Below are 15,789 nucleotides of genomic sequence, written 5' to 3' on the forward strand. Positions count from 1 at the left end.
TGCCATTTTCCTTTTATTTGGGCGCGAGGCTATGCACAAAATTAAGGCAGTAATCTAACCATTTTTCGCGCTGTTCTGCAGTGAGTAAACCTTCGGAAGACACATAAACCATGCCCTTCATGGGTTTACCTGTAAAGGTCATTTCCGACGCATATTCTTGCTTTAAACACTGTAAATACTGGTTAGGCCCTACCCGCGCCATCAACCTATCGCCGTTAATACCACAGGCCATGTGCCCCGCTACCATAAAACACAAACCGCCAAACATCTTTCGTTCGCTAATCTCCACCTTATCATTTAGCTGCAGTCGAATCTTGTTGGCCAAGTCTGAATCAAAAGCCATTACTCAGCCACCTCAAATATCGAATCAATCACCAGCGGTAAGTTTGCTCTGAGTGATACTGCAGCAAATACCGAGCGCGCATGCAGACCTCGCTCTCCAAATACCTCTACCATTAACGCTGAACAACCATCGAGCACTTCTGGATGTTGCTCGAATTGCTCGGTAGCATTTAGAAAACCCTGTAGCTTCACCACTCTACTCACCTTGTCTAAGGAACCTAGGTGCTGCTGTACTGCGGCCAAAATGTCTAAACCCGCTACACGAGCAAAATCAGCCCCCTGCTGGCAGCTAAATTCGCGGCCTAGCTTTCCTTTTGGAATGTTTGCTAATCCAGCAACCGGCCCCTTGCCCGATACATAAAGCAAGTTACCGGTTTGCACGCAATTACTGTAGCTTGCTGCAGGGCCTGTAGGTGTGGGCAAAGTAATTCCTAGCTCAACCAATCGCTCGGCTATACTCATATTGGTTCCTTATATGCTGGTACAAGAGCAAGTAATAGTGTCTTTCAGACTAGCATGATTACCGTTTATTCGACGTAATCTAGGCCACTGGCATTAATTAACTAAAAAACTCGCGAATTAAATGCCAAGATTAAGCCAGAAGCCTAGCCCAAGCATGGTACTCACTAGCAACTTACTGTAAGCTGCACGCCCGCCACAAGTGCGGCCATGCATACCTAATTACCACAAGAGAATATTCTATGAGCTTTGACTCCCTGGGTTTATCTAAACCCCTTTTAGAAGCGGTAGCCGCTCAAGGTTACGACACACCTTCGCCAATTCAAGCCAAAGCTATTCCTGTGATTCTTGAAGGTAAAGACATTATGGCTGCCGCACAAACTGGCACCGGTAAAACAGCGGGCTTTACCCTGCCCCTGCTTGAACTTCTGAGCAAAGGCCCTAAAGTACGTAACAACCAAGTTCGCGCCTTGGTATTAACCCCAACCCGCGAGCTAGCAGCACAAGTGGGCGAAAGTGTTAGCACTTACGGTAAAAACCTGCCATTAAGTTCAACCGTAGTATTTGGCGGGGTAAAAATTAATCCGCAAATGCAAAAGCTGCGTCGCGGTGCCGATGTATTGGTAGCAACACCCGGTCGTTTATTAGATTTGTACAATCAAAACGCGTTTCGTTTTCAGCAACTTGAAGTGATTGTTTTTGATGAAGCAGACCGCATGCTAGACATGGGTTTTATTCACGACATTAAAAAGATTTTGGCTCTATTGCCTAAAAAACGCCAAACCTTGATGTTCTCAGCCACCTTCTCTAACGAAATTCGCACCTTAGCCAAGAGCCTTGTGAGTAATCCTGTAGAGGTATCAGTTACGCCGCCTAACGCTGCAGCACCAACTGTAGAGCAGTGGATTGTACCGGTAGATAAGTCGAAGAAATCGGCCTTACTAACTCGCTTGATTCACGACAATAAATGGCAACAAGTACTGGTATTTAGCCGAACCAAACATGGTGCTAATCGCTTGGCTAAGCATTTAGACCATAGCCAAATTACCGCGGCAGCCATTCATGGAAATAAAAGCCAAGGCGCACGAACTCGCGCATTGGCAGACTTTAAAAGCGGTGACGTAAGAGTATTAGTGGCTACCGACATTGCCGCTCGCGGTTTAGATATTGATCAACTGCCACAAGTCGTGAACTTTGACCTACCCAACGTAGCTGAAGATTATGTACACCGTATTGGGCGTACTGGTCGCGCTGGCTCAACAGGCCAAGCAATATCTTTAGTGTGTGCCGATGAAATTGCTGATTTGAGCGGCGTAGAACATTTAACGGGCAAACTGTTAGAGCGTAAGGTAATGGAAGGGTTTGAGCCATCAACCGCCTTACCACCTACCACCTTAAGCGGTAAGCCCATTAAACCGAAAAAGCCGAAGAAGCCTAAGCAACACCGCAATGATCATCGCGATGGTCAGCGTTCGAGTGAAAATTCTCGGGGTAATAAGCCGGTTGGTAAAAATCGCCGCCACGCTGGCGGCGGTACTACAAAAACCAGTTCTAGGTTTGCTAAGCCTAAACCGGCTAATTCTGGTAACAGATAAATAAAAAGCCCGACGACATGTCGGGCTTTTTTTAAAATTCTGACTAATAATACTCAGGCAGTTAACTGCTTAAACGGCACTCACGCTCAGTGAGCGCATCACATACGCCTCGTCTATGCGCCTGCATTATTATCAATGCTTAACCTAAAAATTCTCTACGAACAGATTTGCTAGTCTTAAACAACCCACCGTAAGCCGACGTTTGGGTGCTTGAACTGGCATCCATTACCCCGCGCGCTTTTACACAGAAGTGGGTCGCATCCATAGTAATGGCCACATCATCGGTACCTAGTAGGCTTTGCAAAGCAACCAGTATTTGCTGAGTTAGCCGTTCTTGTACCTGAGGCCGCTGGGCAAAAAAGCGCACAATACGGTTAATTTTAGATAACCCGATTATGTTGTCTTTAGGGATATAAGCCACTTTGGCTAAACCATCAATGGTGACAAAATGGTGTTCACAAGTACTCGTGAAAGCAATATCTGAGATCTTCACCATCTCTTCTACCGCCATTTTATTTTCAATGATGCTGATTTTTGGAAAACGCGAATAATCCAAACCAGAGAACACTTCATCAACAAACATCTTGGCAATACGATGCGGAGTTTCAGCTAGGCTATCATCTTTTAAATCCAAGCCTAAGGTTGCCACTACGTCAGTCAAAGAGGCCTTAATTTTTAAGTACTTTTGCTCGTTGGTTAATTGATTTTCCAGCAAAGGTGTTTCAATACCTTTATCAATTAATGCTTGGCGTACTTGAATTGCCTCTGGTGACAAGCAAGCGTCTTTTCTAAATTGTTTTTCAGCTAACGCTACTTTCATAATCACTTCCTTTAGATTGTCTTTCTTTTCTCACCCACTGCGGTTTACGTAACAACACTACTAACCCTAGACCAGATGGCGCCCGCCGTCTAAGCCGATAGTGCGTCCAGTGAGGTATTGGCTGCTCATTATATAGTTAACCGCTTGTACCGCTTCAGCCGCACCTGGCTCAACAGCCATTAGCGATTTAGCGAGCGCTTTAGTTTTGTATTCTGGTTTGTCGCCTTGGTTAAACATCAACAGCGAAGGCGCAATACTATTCACTTTTACCCTTGGTGCAAGCCGTGCCGCAAAAGAATGCGTTAAATTAGCCAGGCCAGCTTTACTGGCCGCGTAAGCAATGTGTTTACTACTGCCTTTTTCTACAACGTAATCAGTCATATGAATAATATCGGACAGCTGATTATGGGTTTGGTTTTTCAGTAACTCTTCAAAAGCCAAATTAAGTTGATAAGGGGCGCTAACATGCACGCTCCACATTATTCGCATCAACTCATGCTCATTATCCAAAGCGCCATTTTTAAGCCACTGTGAGGCATTGTGAATCACTGCACGCAATGCTTGGTAATGCTGCAGTACGTAGGCAATAAACGCGCTAATTCCAGCCTCATCAGCAAAATCAGCCTGAATACAATCCGCCCCTTTATCTCGTAGGGCGAGCACTGCCGGTTTGTCGCGACGATAGGTCACTAACACCGAGTAACCCTGATCCAACAGATTCTCAGCAATGGCCAAGCCTAAACGCTGAGTGCCACCGGTGATAAGCACCGGAGCCGATGGAACAGTTATCGCATTCAATGGCTTATTCACTGTCACGCGAGCCTGATAAAGTTACCGATACTGAATCGGCAAACCGCAAGGCGTGAGGTTTGTCTACGGTAATGCTGGCGCTAATCACCCTTGGTTCATCCATGGCTAACGAGAGCAAGTCGGCGCAGAGTTTCTCTAACAAGCGAAAATGACCTTGTTCTACATGGGCAATCATCGCCTTGGTAATCACTTTATAATTAAGCGCCAAATCTTCGCTGTCGGCTTCACACGCTTTGGTGGCTTGATAGCGAATCTCGGCATTAATCACTACATCTTGCTGCTTACTTAACTCTTCTTGGTTAAAACCTATGTAGGTACGCAAACGTAAATTAGTAATAGTAATTAACGCTGGGCCTAAACTAAAACTGCTGGTCAGTGGTGCAAGATTAGATACCTTACTCATTTAACTCTCTCTTTAATTCATGTTGCTTACTACATACCTAGCGCATTTAAGTAGGCATTAACAAGTTAGTTGCTCTTTTAAGTTAACTTTTGTGCACTCGGCAGTTTTAGCCAAGCACCTGCTTTTGAATCACTAAACTAACGGAGCCTACTTTAAAACCGAACTTTTTCATTACTGACTCGTTAACAATAGTGGCTGGGTTAACCAGATACATTTTGTCTTCCACCACCACGTCCATCGGGCTTCCCTTATAGTCAAGCGTAAGTACGTAGTCCATAAACAAGGCATTACCGGCCAAACGCATGGTTGCGGCTTGGCTTACATCATTTGCGCTGGCTAAAAAACTGCCGTCGGACTGGCGAACTAAGGTCCAAATGCGCTGTTGCTTTTCACCGTCGTCAAAAACAAAATGCTCGTCTAGGGTGCCTACGCCTTGTTCATCCCAACTGGCATCAATCACCACATTAAAGTAACGAATCAATTCCCCTGAGCGGTTTTTCACAATGCCGTGAGCAGTAAGCTTTCCGCTAAAGAAGTCTTCGATGACTAGTTTGGGTTGATTGGCCGCATGACTTGCAACATCAGCACTGGAGCAACCTGCCAGCCCAGCTAACAATCCAAGTAACAAGAGATAGCGTTGATAAACGCTAGATGCAATTTGCATAGGGTTTTCGCCAAACAGGAACAATACAAATAAAACGAGGGAAGCAGGGAAAAAGATCTATCAACTTGAAATAATTGTTAGTTCCAGTCGCGAGGAGCCAGTTCTGTACACTTAACGCAGTTAAGCGTTTGACCAATCATTGATGAGCGGCCTTTATAGTCCATTACCCATGGGCGGTTTTGCCAAGGCGGTTGATGCCGTACATGCTGATAATGCCCACAAGCTAGTCGAGCCACCCAATGCCGCTCATCGTCTAGTTCAAAACCCACTATCACTTGCTTCATCACTGTCCTTAGCGGCTAAACATGTCACGTAATACCATGTGAGTGCGCACCATTACCATTTTCTCCATTTGTTCTAATTGCAAACGGATTTCTTCAAGCCGCGCCATGCTTGCCACTTCAATATACAGCAGCATGTCTACGTCACCTGAGATAGCTTGGCAACGCTTTACTTCGGGAATACCTCGCATAATCTCGGCATAAGCTTCACAATTATGTTCTTTATATCGTAGCTCTAAATGCGCAGCGATAGGTGCGGCTTGTTGGGCATGACCTAAACGGGCGTGGTAGCCACTTATTACACCTTGTTTCTCTAGATTGCTTATTCGCTCTGCGGTGGCCGAGCGAGACAGATTAACCTCTCTGGCAATTTGACTCACCGGCGTTCGTGCATTGTCGACCAACATGGCGACAATTTTTTGATCAAACTTATCCAAGCATTACTTCCCTATATCTACCCATTCTGGCTTAACCAGACATGTTGGCTGGTGTGGCTAATATGGCTCGGGCGTGAACCAAGCAAGCTCTTGATGCAACTCGGTAACGCTGCCTACCACAATTAGCGATGGGCTGATGGCTTGCTCGGCCAGTATCGCTAGCTCTGCCAATTTGCCGGTAAGCACCCGTTGTTGTGGGGTTGCGCCGCGCTCAATAATGGCGCAAGGAGTAGCGTCGTCTAGGCCATTGTTCACCAAATTGGCTTGGATTTGTGGGCACTGTTTCAAGCCCATGTAAAACACCAAGGTATGGTTTGAATGGGCCAACGACGGCCAATCAATATCTTCACCATGTTGTTTTAAATGACCGGTAATAAACTGCACACTCTGCGCATGGTCGCGATGGGTTAGCGGAATGCCAGCATACGCAGTACACCCTACCGCAGCAGTAATGCCAGGCACTACTTCAAAAGGCAAATTTTCTGCGGCTAACGATTGCAGTTCTTCACCACCACGGCCAAAAATAAACGGGTCTCCACCTTTTAGGCGCACCACATGTTTACCTAGCTTGGCTTGGTCTACCAGTATTTGATTGATATCGGGTTGCGGTACAAAATGGTGGTCAAGCTGCTTACCTACGTACACCATCTCGGCCGTTGGCGAGGCTAAATCGAGGATCTCTTGCGATACCAAGCGGTCATACACAATCACGTCTGCGGTGCGGATCCGCTTAACCGCTTTTACCGTTAATAAGTCTGGATCACCCGGACCAGCTCCCACCAATGAAACAAAACCCAAGTCGCCATTTGGGGCAGAGGGAGATAAAGACATTTGCAGCATCCTTTTAAAATCTATTACTAACAGTTTAGCGGGCTAACGCCGATGGCGTAGAGTACCAGCTCTGTGGCTTGCTGCCTATATTAGCCTTGGCCTTGGTGTGGGTAAGTTAATATTCTTTAGAAACAAAAAAGCCCCTAAGCACAAAGGCTAGGGGCTTCTATATCTTCAGCAAAATGCGCTGCTTAAAGCTTAAGCGGCATTGCGTTGTGGCAAGGTTTTACCATGAGTCACATAAATGCTCATACCTGTCACCAATAAACCGCCCACAATGTTACCTAAAATAACCGGGATAAGGTTCCAGCCTAACCAGTCAGCAATAGTAAACTCGGCACCTAACATCATGCCTAATGGGAATAGGTACATGTTTACGACGGCGTGTTCAAATACCAAACCGAAGAAGATGAAGATGGGGAACCACATGGCCAATACTTTGCCGCCAACGGTTTTAGAAGTCATTGCACCAACCACGCCTAAACACACCATCCAGTTACACAAAATGCCTTTAACAAACACCGTAATCCAGCCGTTTAAGCCGTGCTCAGCAAAACCTAAAGTACGCGCGGTAGAAGCTTTGATAAACGCTTGGCCTACAGCACCCGGTTCAACACTAAAGTTCATGGTAAAGGTTAAGGCCACCAAAAACGCCACTGCCACAGAACCAATTAAGTTACCTAAGCCTACTAAGCCCCAGTTACGTAATACACCCGCTTTAGTCACACCAGGACGTTTTTCTAATAACGGCAATGGTGCAAGTGCAAATACACCGGTCATTAAATCAAAACCCATCAGGTTTAAAATACAAAAACCCACTGGGAATACCAATGCACCCACTAGCGGAATACCAGTTTGCACGGCTGCGGTAATCGCTACTGCTACCGCAATCGCTAAAATAGCACCAGCCATAATGCCGCGAACAATGGTATCGCGGGTCGACATAAACACTTTGCTTTCACCGGCATCGATCATGGTTTGAACGAATTCAGCGGGTTTTACGTAAGACATATTAGTCCTTAATGTTAAAGTTAAATCGAAATTCTTTAGGCGCTTACGGCTACCTTGCCGGCGCTAACTTTTACTGGGTAGCTAGCAACAGATACTGTTGGGTTTTCTAGGCATTCACCGCTGGTTAAATTGAAGCGTTGTTTTTTAAGTGGGCTAGCAACCCAAAGTTGACCTTGATGCTCAACAATCAATCCGCGTGATAACACGTTAGATTGAGCAAAAGGGTCCATGTTATTGATCGCAAATACTTGCTCGTCATCACGTGGGCGGAACAAAGCTACTTGAGCCCCGTTCACTAATGCGCAAATACCGGTGCCTGGGGTGATGTCGTGTAATTTACAAACTGTTTCAAAGCTCATGATTATGCCTCCAACTCAACGTGTAGAATGTCGCCTTTAGCGCCGGGATTTTTTTCTGAGAACGTCGCTGGGCGATGCTGTTCACGCTCGTCCACAAACACCACGTTGTTGTCACGTTGGTCACTGTTAATAAAGTGAGCAAAGCGTTTTAGCTGTACTTCGTCGTTAATGGTATCGGTCCATTCACAACTAAAGTTTTCAATTAACTTGGTCACGTCGGCTTCGAGCTGTTGGTTAATGCCCAACTTATCGTTAACGATCACTTCACGCAGGTAATCTACGCCGCCTTCTAGGTTTTCTAACCACACTGAAGTACGTTGTAGTTTGTCGGCAGTACGGATGTAAAACATCATGAAACGGTCGACATATTTAAGCAGCGTGGCTTGATCTAGATCGGCCGCTAATAAGTCGCCGTGGCGAGGTTTCATGCCACCATTACCGCCTACATACATGTTCCAACCCGCGTCGGTAGCAATAATGCCTAAGTCTTTACCTTGTGCTTCGGCACACTCACGGGTACAGCCCGATACACCAAACTTCATTTTGTGCGGGGTACGAATGCCTTTGTAGCGATTCTCTAGCATGACCCCTAGGCCAACACTATCTTGCACACCAAAGCGACACCAGGTGCTACCCACACAGGTTTTAGCCATGCGCAGCGCTTTACCGTAGGCTTGGCCGGTTTCGTAACCCGCTTCGATTAGCTTGCGCCAAATAGTAGGAAGGTCGTCTTTTTGCGCGCCAAATAAACCAATACGCTGCGCGCCAGTAACCTTGGTGTATAGCTTGTATTCTTCGGCCACTTCGGCCAATACACCAAGGGCTTTCGGCGTGACTTCGCCGCCCGGCATGCGCGGAATCACCGAGTAAGTGCCGTCTTTTTGCATGTTGCCAAGGAAGTTGTCGTTGGTGTCTTGCAAGCTCACCAATTGCGGTGCTAATACATGATCGCCCCAGCAAGATGCCATAATTGAGCCAACTGCAGGCTTACATACTTCACAACCATAACCTTTACCGTGCTTAGTAAGCACTTGGTCGAAGCTTTTCAGGCCTTCAATACGAATCAGGTGGAATAACTCTTGGCGTGAATATTCGAAGTGCTCACATAAGTGGTTGTTTACTTCTACGCCCGCTTTAGCCAGCTCTGCATTTAGCACTTGGCCAATCAGTGGCAAACAACCGCCACAACCAGTACCTGCATTGGTAGAGGCTTTAATTTCGGCCATAGTGGTTTGACCGTCAGCCACTGCTGCAGCGATCTTACCCTTGGTAACATCAAAACAAGAACAAATCACCGCTGAGTCAGGCAAAGAGTCTGCACCCATTGCTGGCTTCTCTGCGCCTGCATGAGCAGGTAAAATTAAGGTGTCAGGATGTTCCGGTAAGTCGATATCGTTAAGCTTAAGTTGCAATAAGTTACCGTAGTCAGCGGTATCACCAACCAAAACCGCACCTAGCAGTTTTTTGCCGTCTTCAGACACGATTAAGCGCTTGTATACGCCCTCTTCATCGTTTTGGTACACAAAGCTCTTACAATTTGGTGTGCGGCCATTGGCATCGCCAATGCTGCCTACCTTTACGCCGAGTAACTTAAGCTTGGCACTCATGTCAGCGCCTTCAAAGGCGTTGTTATTGCCCAATAAATGATCAACGGCCACTTGCGCCATTTTGTAACCTGGCGCGACTAAACCGAAGAAGCTCTCGTTCCAAGAAGCACACTCGCCAATCGCGTAAATGTCTTCGTCAGAGCTTAAACATTGGTCGTTAATCGCAATACCGCCACGAGGAGCGATAGTTAGTTCAGACTGACGGGCTAATTTATCTTGTGGGCGAATACCGGTAGAAAATACAATGAAGTCGACTTCTAACTTGCTCTCATCGGCAAACTGCATGGTATTGCGAGCATGCTCGCCTTGAGCTTGAATTTCTAAAGTGTTTTTACTGGTATGCACTTGCACACCCATGCGCTCAATTTTATTGCGAAGTAGCAAACCGCCCTGTTGATCTAATTGCTCTGCCATCAGTACCGGGGCAAATTCAATCACATGTGTTTCTACACCCAGCGCTTTAAGTGCGCCTGCGGCTTCTAGCCCTAATAAACCGCCGCCGACTACTGCGCCGCTTTTGCTCTTTTTAGCGCTACCCTCAATGGCTTTTAAATCTTCAATGGTGCGGTAAACAAAACAATCTTTATTTTCGCTGCCCTTAATAGGCGGTACCCAAGGGTAAGAGCCTGTTGCCATTACTAGCTTGTCGTAATTGATTTCACGACCAGTGCTTGAGTAAACCACTTTTTGCTCACGGTTAATGTTGATAGCGCGCTCGCCTAACAACACCTCAATACCGTGTTTCTCGTAAAAGCCATGTTTCACTAAAGATAATTCTTCAGCGGTGTGATGAGAAAAGTATGAAGACAAATGAACGCGGTCGTAAGCTACTCGCGGCTCTTCACAGAAAACGGTTACGTCTAATTGGCTCAGATCAGCTTTATCAACCAAATCTTCCAAATAACGGTGACCCACCATGCCATTGCCAATTACAACTAGCTTCAACTTGCTCATAGAATTCCTAGGGACAAAATAAGATTAATGCGCGGATAATAGGATGTAACAAAAATAAAAGAATGATGTAGATCAATAACAACTTTAAACTACCCTAAAGAGGTATATTGGTCATTTATACTGCAAATTCTGAAATATTCTTACATTTGAGTAATAAAAACACACTAAAAGACACGTATTTCGCCTAACGTGATTTTGTAAACAGATGAAATTATTTTTCACATACCTACTCAAAATAGGTAGTTGGTGTGAATATTGAGCACTGAGTTTACACACTCAACTACAGTTAAATCAGGTGGGCGTTAACAAACAGAGCAGGTAATGATAAATAAGTTAAGCAAATGTTATCGCAGAAAATTTAGACTACTTGCAGGTATTGCTTGGCTAGTTTCTCACTCGGTAATTGCCGTAGAAAATATCAATTTAACCAGTGGCGAGTGGCCTCCTTATTTATCAGCTAAATTAAGCAAAGGAGGTATTGCTGCGCAAATTGTCAGCGAGGCTTTTGCCCTTAATAACATCAATACTTACTATGGTTATTATCCTTGGAAGCGCTCTTATGAGTATGCTCGTCGCGGATTTGGTGCCGCTAACGCTAAATGGCACGGCAGCCTTGCATGGGTCAAAACCTCGCAACGCGAGCAACACTTTTGGTTTAGCGATCCCATTGTTAGTGATAAAGAGGTTTTATTCTTCTTAAAATCTAGCCCGATTCACTGGCATAAAATAGAAGATTTAAAAGGAGTCACTATTGGTGGAACCATGTTTTCTGTCTATCCCTCGCTTGAGAAAGCCGCCAAAAACCAGCTTATAGTGTTAGAAAAAGTAGGCGATTATCAGCGTCTATTCGAACGACTGCTGCACAAACGGATAGATGCGGTTGCTCTCACCAAGCATGTCGCGCTGAATTATATCAACTATCACCTCAGTAACAGCGATGCTCAGCAAATTAGCTATTCAGAAACCTTGCTCGAACAACGTAAGTTTCGTTTGATGTTATCTAAGCAATATCCAAACAATCAACGATATCTGAAACAGTTTAATCAAGGATTACAAACGCTAAAATCTAGTGGGAGATATTCCGAAATAGTCGACCAATTTACCCCCCGTTTATTATCACCGTTAAATTAACGGCAATAGGCGACTAATTCACGTGAATTTCCGCTAAGTTCACAGCTTTCAAAGAAAACATTTAGGACTATGATTGAGTTTTCCATCCTCTAGCAGTTGTTACCTATGAGTCGTTTACATCAACAATTAGGCATTAGCCAAGGCGTTGCCTTGCTTGCCACTTCTCTTCTTGGCACGGGCATATTTGTGGTGCCAGCCATTGCTGCCAGCATCGCTGAGCGCAGCTCACTATTAGCCTGGGCCATTCTCATCGCTTTGGTAATGCCTATCGCTTTTACCTTTGCCGCCTTAGGCAAGCGCTATCCGCACGCTGGTGGTGCCGCTCACTTTGTGGGAAAAGCCTTGGGGCAGCGCGCCGAAAAACTCACTGCCTTTTTGTTTCTGTCGGTACTGCCTGTGGGTTTACCGGCCGCGCTAGTGATGGCCACGGGGTTTTGGCAGGCGGTATTCGAGCTAAGCCCGATTATGTCGCTGGGTATTCAACTCTCTACCTTGCTATGTATGCTGTTGCTGGGTTTGGGTGGCGCTAAACTGTCGGGCAATGTGCAAGCCATTATCGCCTTGGCCATTGTTACTTTAGTGGCGGCATTATGGTGGCAAGCCGATATAGTGAGCAGCGATTACCAATTGCCCAGTGACCTAGGCAGCCCCAATATTGTGCCTGCGCTGGCGGTGATGTTTTGGTGTTTTGTTGGCATTGAAGCTTTCGCTCACATGGGAGAAGAATTTCGCCGCCCTGAGCGTGACTTCCCCATCGCTTTATTGCTTGGCGTATTTGTAGCTGGCGCCGTGTATTGGGCAGCGTCGGTAGTGGTTCTAAAGTTTGGTGCTTACGGTACTCAGCATGCTAATACGCAATCACTACCGCATGTAGTCGCTTTGCTGTTTGGCCCTCATGCAAAGTGGCTAGCCGCCATAGTTGGCTACCTAGCCTGCTTTGCTAGTATGAACATTTATATTCAAGGTTTTGCACGGCTGCTTTGGAGCATGGCTGACGAAGGTCACTTACCCAAGCAACTGGCACATTTATCGACAAACAAAGTCCCCACTCGTGCACTAATTACTATTGTTAGCGCCTGTGTTTTTAGCTGCGTTGTAGCGTGGTTATTTAAACTGCCGTTAGATGAGCTGATTCGCTACGCCAATGGCAATTTCATTGTGGTATACCTATTAAGCATGATCGCTGGTGCCGTATTACTTAAGGGCGTGTTTAGAATACTGGCTGTCATTGGCGCCGCCTTATGCTGTTTGCTGCTGCTTGCGCTGGGCCAACAAAGTATCTACGTATTGCTGCTATCAGTAATATTTTTGCTAATTCAGCCTTTGTTTATGCAAATAAAGAAACAATGGAAAGTGTCTAAGCTACCCAAGAGTTGATAGCTTTAGACGCCGTTGCTTCATAAGCAATCACTAGCCAAAATGTATCAAGCACCACTTTGTCGTGGTGCTTTTTAAACGTTAAGCTTCACTTGCAGCCTTTTCGCTATTGCCGTAGGCTAAAAGTTCATCACTTAGGAAATGACATGACCCAAGTTTTCATCACCGCCAAGTTCAGCAGTTTGCTCGCATTAAATGCTAACACTACTGTGGTTAAACTGTGGCTGCTGCTTACTACAAGCAGTGGTGAAGATTAGTTATACATTTTCACTGGCTGCGAAGCGCAGCCAGTCCCTTTGCCCTTCGTAGCCTACTTTTTTACCCATAATAAGGCTCGTAAGGACATGAATAATCACAAACCGATATACCGTCAAATCGCCAGTCGCTTTTCTGCCAACACTATTGGCCTAGTACTCGCGCTGGTTGCTACTGCGCTGTTCTCCCTCAAAGCGATTTGGATCAAGCTTGCCTATCAACACGATATCGATCCCGTGAGCTTAATGACTTTGCGTATGGCGTTTAGCTTACCCATTTACTTGGCGCTAGCAGGTTTTTGGTGGAAACAGGGGCGCTTTACCAATAAACCGATTGCCGGTTTTGCCCTAAGAGCATCTATTGTAGGTATTGCGGGTTATTACCTTGCCAGCTTTTTGGATTTAAGCGGTTTGCAGTACATATCAGCCCCTTTGGAGCGGGTGGTATTGTACGCTTATCCTAGCTTCACTATTTTATTGGCTTGGTTGGTCTATCGGCAAAAACCACAAGCGATATTTGTTATCGCACTGCCGCTAAGCTGGGTGGGTGTGGCATTAATGATGTGGCATGAAGCAAGCGCAACTCAGTTAAGCAACAACGTGGCTCTAGGCACTAGTTTAGTGGTGGCGAGTGCGTTTAGCTTTGCCGTATATCTGGTATTTAGTAAAGCCATTGTCAGTAAAATAGGCAGCCAAGCATTTACGTGTATTGCAATGATAGCGGCAAGTTTGGCAATTTTTGTCCATTATTTCCTGCAAAATAGCAGTATTTCCCTAAGTGCTTATCCATCTCAAGTATATTGGTACGCACTAAATATGGCGATATTCTCTACGGTGATACCGTCCTTTTTATTTAGCGAAGCAATTCACCGTATTGGCGCGCAGCGTACCTCTATTTCCGGCAGCGCTGGGCCGGTATTTACGCTACTCATGGCAGTGTGGATTCTAGACGAGCAGGTAAACATCTTTCAGCTAATAGGTATTGCCCTAGTGGTGGCTGCGGTAGCCTTGCTCAATAGAAAATAACCGCTAACAGCGCGGTAGCTTGCTCGGTCGATGTTTAGCCAGTTACACTAGGCTAAACATCGACTTTTAATGACTCATGAACACGCTTAAATATCTCAGCGGCTATCCCGACACGCTACATTCGCAAATACAAAACTTGATTGAGCAGCAAAAACTGGGCGACTTTTTGTTAGCTAAATACCCCACCATCCACAACATTCATAACGACCAGGCGCTAAGGGAATACGCCACTGAACTAAAAAACCGCTATATGCGAAAATCAGCCCCATTAAGCAAAGTTATTTACGACAAGAAAATTCATGTCGTGAAACACGCCTTGGGTTTACATAGTTATGTTTCACGTGTTCAAGGCAGCAAACTAAAAAGTAAAAATGAGATCCGAGTTAGCAGCCTGTTTCAAAAGGTGCCAGAACCGTTTTTGAAGATGATTGTGGTACATGAATTGGCGCATCTAAAAGAAAAAGAGCATGACAAAGCGTTTTACCAACTCTGTCAGCATATGCTGCCTGATTATCATCAATTAGAATTTGATACGCGGGTGTATTTAACCCAGCTAGAATTGGTTGGGCCAATTTACTAACCCAACCAGATCGCCAATTAAGCGAATGCGCCATTACCCTTAGGGTTTGCGCCGTAGTTATTGTCGTCGTGGCTATCTGAGGCCAAGAACACAATCAACACAATAAGGCCGATAATCGGTATTAAAGCAATTAGCTGCCACCAACCACTACGCCCCGTGTCATGTAAACGTCTTGCGGCAATGCTGATGCAAGGAATCAACATTCCTAGTGAGAAGATAAGTGACAATAACTGCATGCCAATAGCAGCATCAATAACACTTAAGATGATGCTAATTACCATGTAAATCAGGCTAAACATCCAATATTCTTTTCTGCGAGCTCGCCCTGAAAATTCGGCATATTTCTTCAACGCGCTAATAAAGTATTCCATCATAATCCTTTTCAATGAGTCATATAAATTCAAACTGGTATGACTAACACCAGCTAAAAAACACGCTAACCCATTGTTAAAAAACAAACTATGATGCAAATCAGTGATCAATTAATAAAGGCAGAGGTAAGTAGCAGCGAAAGCAATCAGGCCACCTAGTACCTATTTGATAGCGGCACATTCAATGCTTATGGCATCACCTCTTTATACAGTTATAAAGGCTATAAATGATTGAATATATTCGCTTAGCCAAAATGAATAACAGGCCTAATCACTAAGTTTTACATCAATTTGGGGAACGCTTCCCAAGTTAGTTATGGCAGGCACCTAGCGATGCAGAAAAACTCGATGCTATCGTCAATATTTCAATTACTTAAGCCACCATTTATGAGTTACTCGTGGTTTTAAGTTACCTGCTATGCTTTAACAGAAAATGCTTAGCTAAATAACTTGAATCGTAACAGCGAACCCAATAGA

Annotated in this window: 18 protein-coding genes; 5 read left to right on the plus strand and 13 right to left on the minus strand. The window is 45.3% G+C overall.

The genetic code is table 11. The features are described from left to right. Positions 1-13: 13 nt before the first annotated feature. Together FFR00_RS06200 and FFR00_RS06205 are read right to left on the minus strand one after the other, a co-directional pair. Positions 14-343, minus strand: coding sequence for a TfoX/Sxy family protein (locus FFR00_RS06200; protein WP_137672510.1), 330 nt, complete (start codon positions 341-343; stop codon positions 14-16). Continuing rightward, on the minus strand, positions 343-804 hold the full coding sequence (locus FFR00_RS06205) for a RidA family protein (protein WP_137672511.1): 462 nt from the start codon (positions 802-804) through the stop codon (positions 343-345). Before FFR00_RS06205 ends, FFR00_RS06200 begins: the two co-directional genes overlap by 1 nt. Before the next feature lie 239 nt (positions 805-1,043). On the opposite strand from FFR00_RS06205, the gene FFR00_RS06210 reads away from it, so the two are divergent. Continuing rightward, on the plus strand, positions 1,044-2,396 hold the full coding sequence (locus FFR00_RS06210) for a DEAD/DEAH box helicase (RefSeq protein ID WP_137672512.1): 1,353 nt from the start codon (positions 1,044-1,046) through the stop codon (positions 2,394-2,396). Positions 2,397-2,535: 139 nt separating this feature from the next. Here the strand turns inward: FFR00_RS06210 and folE are convergent, their stop codons facing one another. The 10 genes from folE to nirB all read right to left on the minus strand — a co-directional run bounded on the left by folE (position 2,536) and on the right by nirB (position 10,573). Continuing rightward, the gene (gene folE / locus FFR00_RS06215) at positions 2,536-3,216 is read right to left on the minus strand and encodes a GTP cyclohydrolase I FolE (RefSeq protein WP_137672513.1); all 681 of its coding nucleotides are present in this window, start codon (positions 3,214-3,216) and stop codon (positions 2,536-2,538) included. A gap of 66 nt (positions 3,217-3,282) precedes the next feature. Next, positions 3,283-4,026: a dihydromonapterin reductase gene (folM, locus tag FFR00_RS06220; protein ID WP_201798704.1), complete on the minus strand. Its 744-nt coding sequence runs from the start codon at positions 4,024-4,026 to the stop codon at positions 3,283-3,285. Beyond that, entirely contained in the window at positions 4,019-4,429 is a 411-nt protein-coding gene (gene folX, locus FFR00_RS06225) for a dihydroneopterin triphosphate 2'-epimerase (RefSeq protein WP_137672514.1), read from the minus strand. The genes folM and folX overlap by 8 nt, the downstream gene beginning before the upstream one ends. A gap of 106 nt (positions 4,430-4,535) precedes the next feature. Then, positions 4,536-5,093 (minus strand): DUF3833 domain-containing protein, encoded by a 558-nt coding sequence (locus FFR00_RS06230; RefSeq protein WP_137672515.1) that lies wholly within the window; start codon positions 5,091-5,093, stop codon positions 4,536-4,538. 77 nt (positions 5,094-5,170) lie between these two features. After that, a complete protein-coding gene (locus tag FFR00_RS06235; protein WP_137672516.1) occupies positions 5,171-5,377 on the minus strand; it encodes a DUF3565 domain-containing protein in 207 nt (68 codons plus the stop codon). 8 nt (positions 5,378-5,385) lie between these two features. Further along, positions 5,386-5,811 carry an Lrp/AsnC family transcriptional regulator gene (locus FFR00_RS06240; RefSeq protein ID WP_137672517.1) on the minus strand — a complete coding sequence of 142 codons (426 nt, stop codon included), beginning with the start codon at positions 5,809-5,811 and terminating at the stop codon, positions 5,386-5,388. A 57-nt stretch (positions 5,812-5,868) separates the two neighbouring features. Then, the gene (gene cobA / locus FFR00_RS06245; RefSeq protein ID WP_137672518.1) at positions 5,869-6,642 is read right to left on the minus strand and encodes a uroporphyrinogen-III C-methyltransferase; all 774 of its coding nucleotides are present in this window, start codon (positions 6,640-6,642) and stop codon (positions 5,869-5,871) included. A gap of 198 nt (positions 6,643-6,840) precedes the next feature. Further along, positions 6,841-7,653 (minus strand): formate/nitrite transporter family protein, encoded by an 813-nt coding sequence (locus tag FFR00_RS06250; protein WP_137672519.1) that lies wholly within the window; start codon positions 7,651-7,653, stop codon positions 6,841-6,843. A gap of 35 nt (positions 7,654-7,688) precedes the next feature. Next, positions 7,689-8,015 carry a nitrite reductase small subunit NirD gene (nirD, locus tag FFR00_RS06255; RefSeq protein ID WP_235836172.1) on the minus strand — a complete coding sequence of 109 codons (327 nt, stop codon included), beginning with the start codon at positions 8,013-8,015 and terminating at the stop codon, positions 7,689-7,691. Then, complete coding sequence (gene nirB, locus FFR00_RS06260; protein ID WP_137672521.1) at positions 8,015-10,573, minus strand: nitrite reductase large subunit NirB; 2,559 nt, start codon at positions 10,571-10,573, stop codon at positions 8,015-8,017. Before nirB ends, nirD begins: the two co-directional genes overlap by 1 nt. 321 nt (positions 10,574-10,894) lie before the next feature. Between nirB and FFR00_RS06265 the strand changes: the two genes are divergently transcribed. The 4 genes from FFR00_RS06265 to FFR00_RS06280 all read left to right on the plus strand — a co-directional run bounded on the left by FFR00_RS06265 (position 10,895) and on the right by FFR00_RS06280 (position 14,941). Continuing rightward, positions 10,895-11,704 carry an ABC transporter substrate-binding protein gene (locus FFR00_RS06265; RefSeq protein ID WP_137672522.1) on the plus strand — a complete coding sequence of 270 codons (810 nt, stop codon included), beginning with the start codon at positions 10,895-10,897 and terminating at the stop codon, positions 11,702-11,704. Between the two features lie 105 nt (positions 11,705-11,809). Then, positions 11,810-13,081: an L-methionine/branched-chain amino acid transporter gene (gene yjeH, locus FFR00_RS06270; protein WP_137672523.1), complete on the plus strand. Its 1,272-nt coding sequence runs from the start codon at positions 11,810-11,812 to the stop codon at positions 13,079-13,081. A 344-nt stretch (positions 13,082-13,425) separates the two neighbouring features. After that, positions 13,426-14,361, plus strand: a complete 936-nt coding sequence (locus FFR00_RS06275; RefSeq protein WP_137672524.1) for a DMT family transporter — start codon at positions 13,426-13,428, stop codon at positions 14,359-14,361. Between the two features lie 76 nt (positions 14,362-14,437). Further along, a complete protein-coding gene (locus tag FFR00_RS06280; RefSeq protein WP_137672525.1) occupies positions 14,438-14,941 on the plus strand; it encodes a M48 family metallopeptidase in 504 nt (167 codons plus the stop codon). 17 nt (positions 14,942-14,958) lie between these two features. Here FFR00_RS06280 and FFR00_RS06285 read toward each other — a convergent pair whose 3' ends face one another. Further along, positions 14,959-15,312, minus strand: a complete 354-nt coding sequence (locus FFR00_RS06285) for a DUF805 domain-containing protein (RefSeq protein WP_137672619.1) — start codon at positions 15,310-15,312, stop codon at positions 14,959-14,961. Positions 15,313-15,789: the final 477 nt, after the last annotated feature.

Source organism: Agarivorans sp. Toyoura001 (genome assembly GCF_005405585.1).
Lineage (GTDB): Bacteria > Pseudomonadota > Gammaproteobacteria > Enterobacterales > Celerinatantimonadaceae > Agarivorans.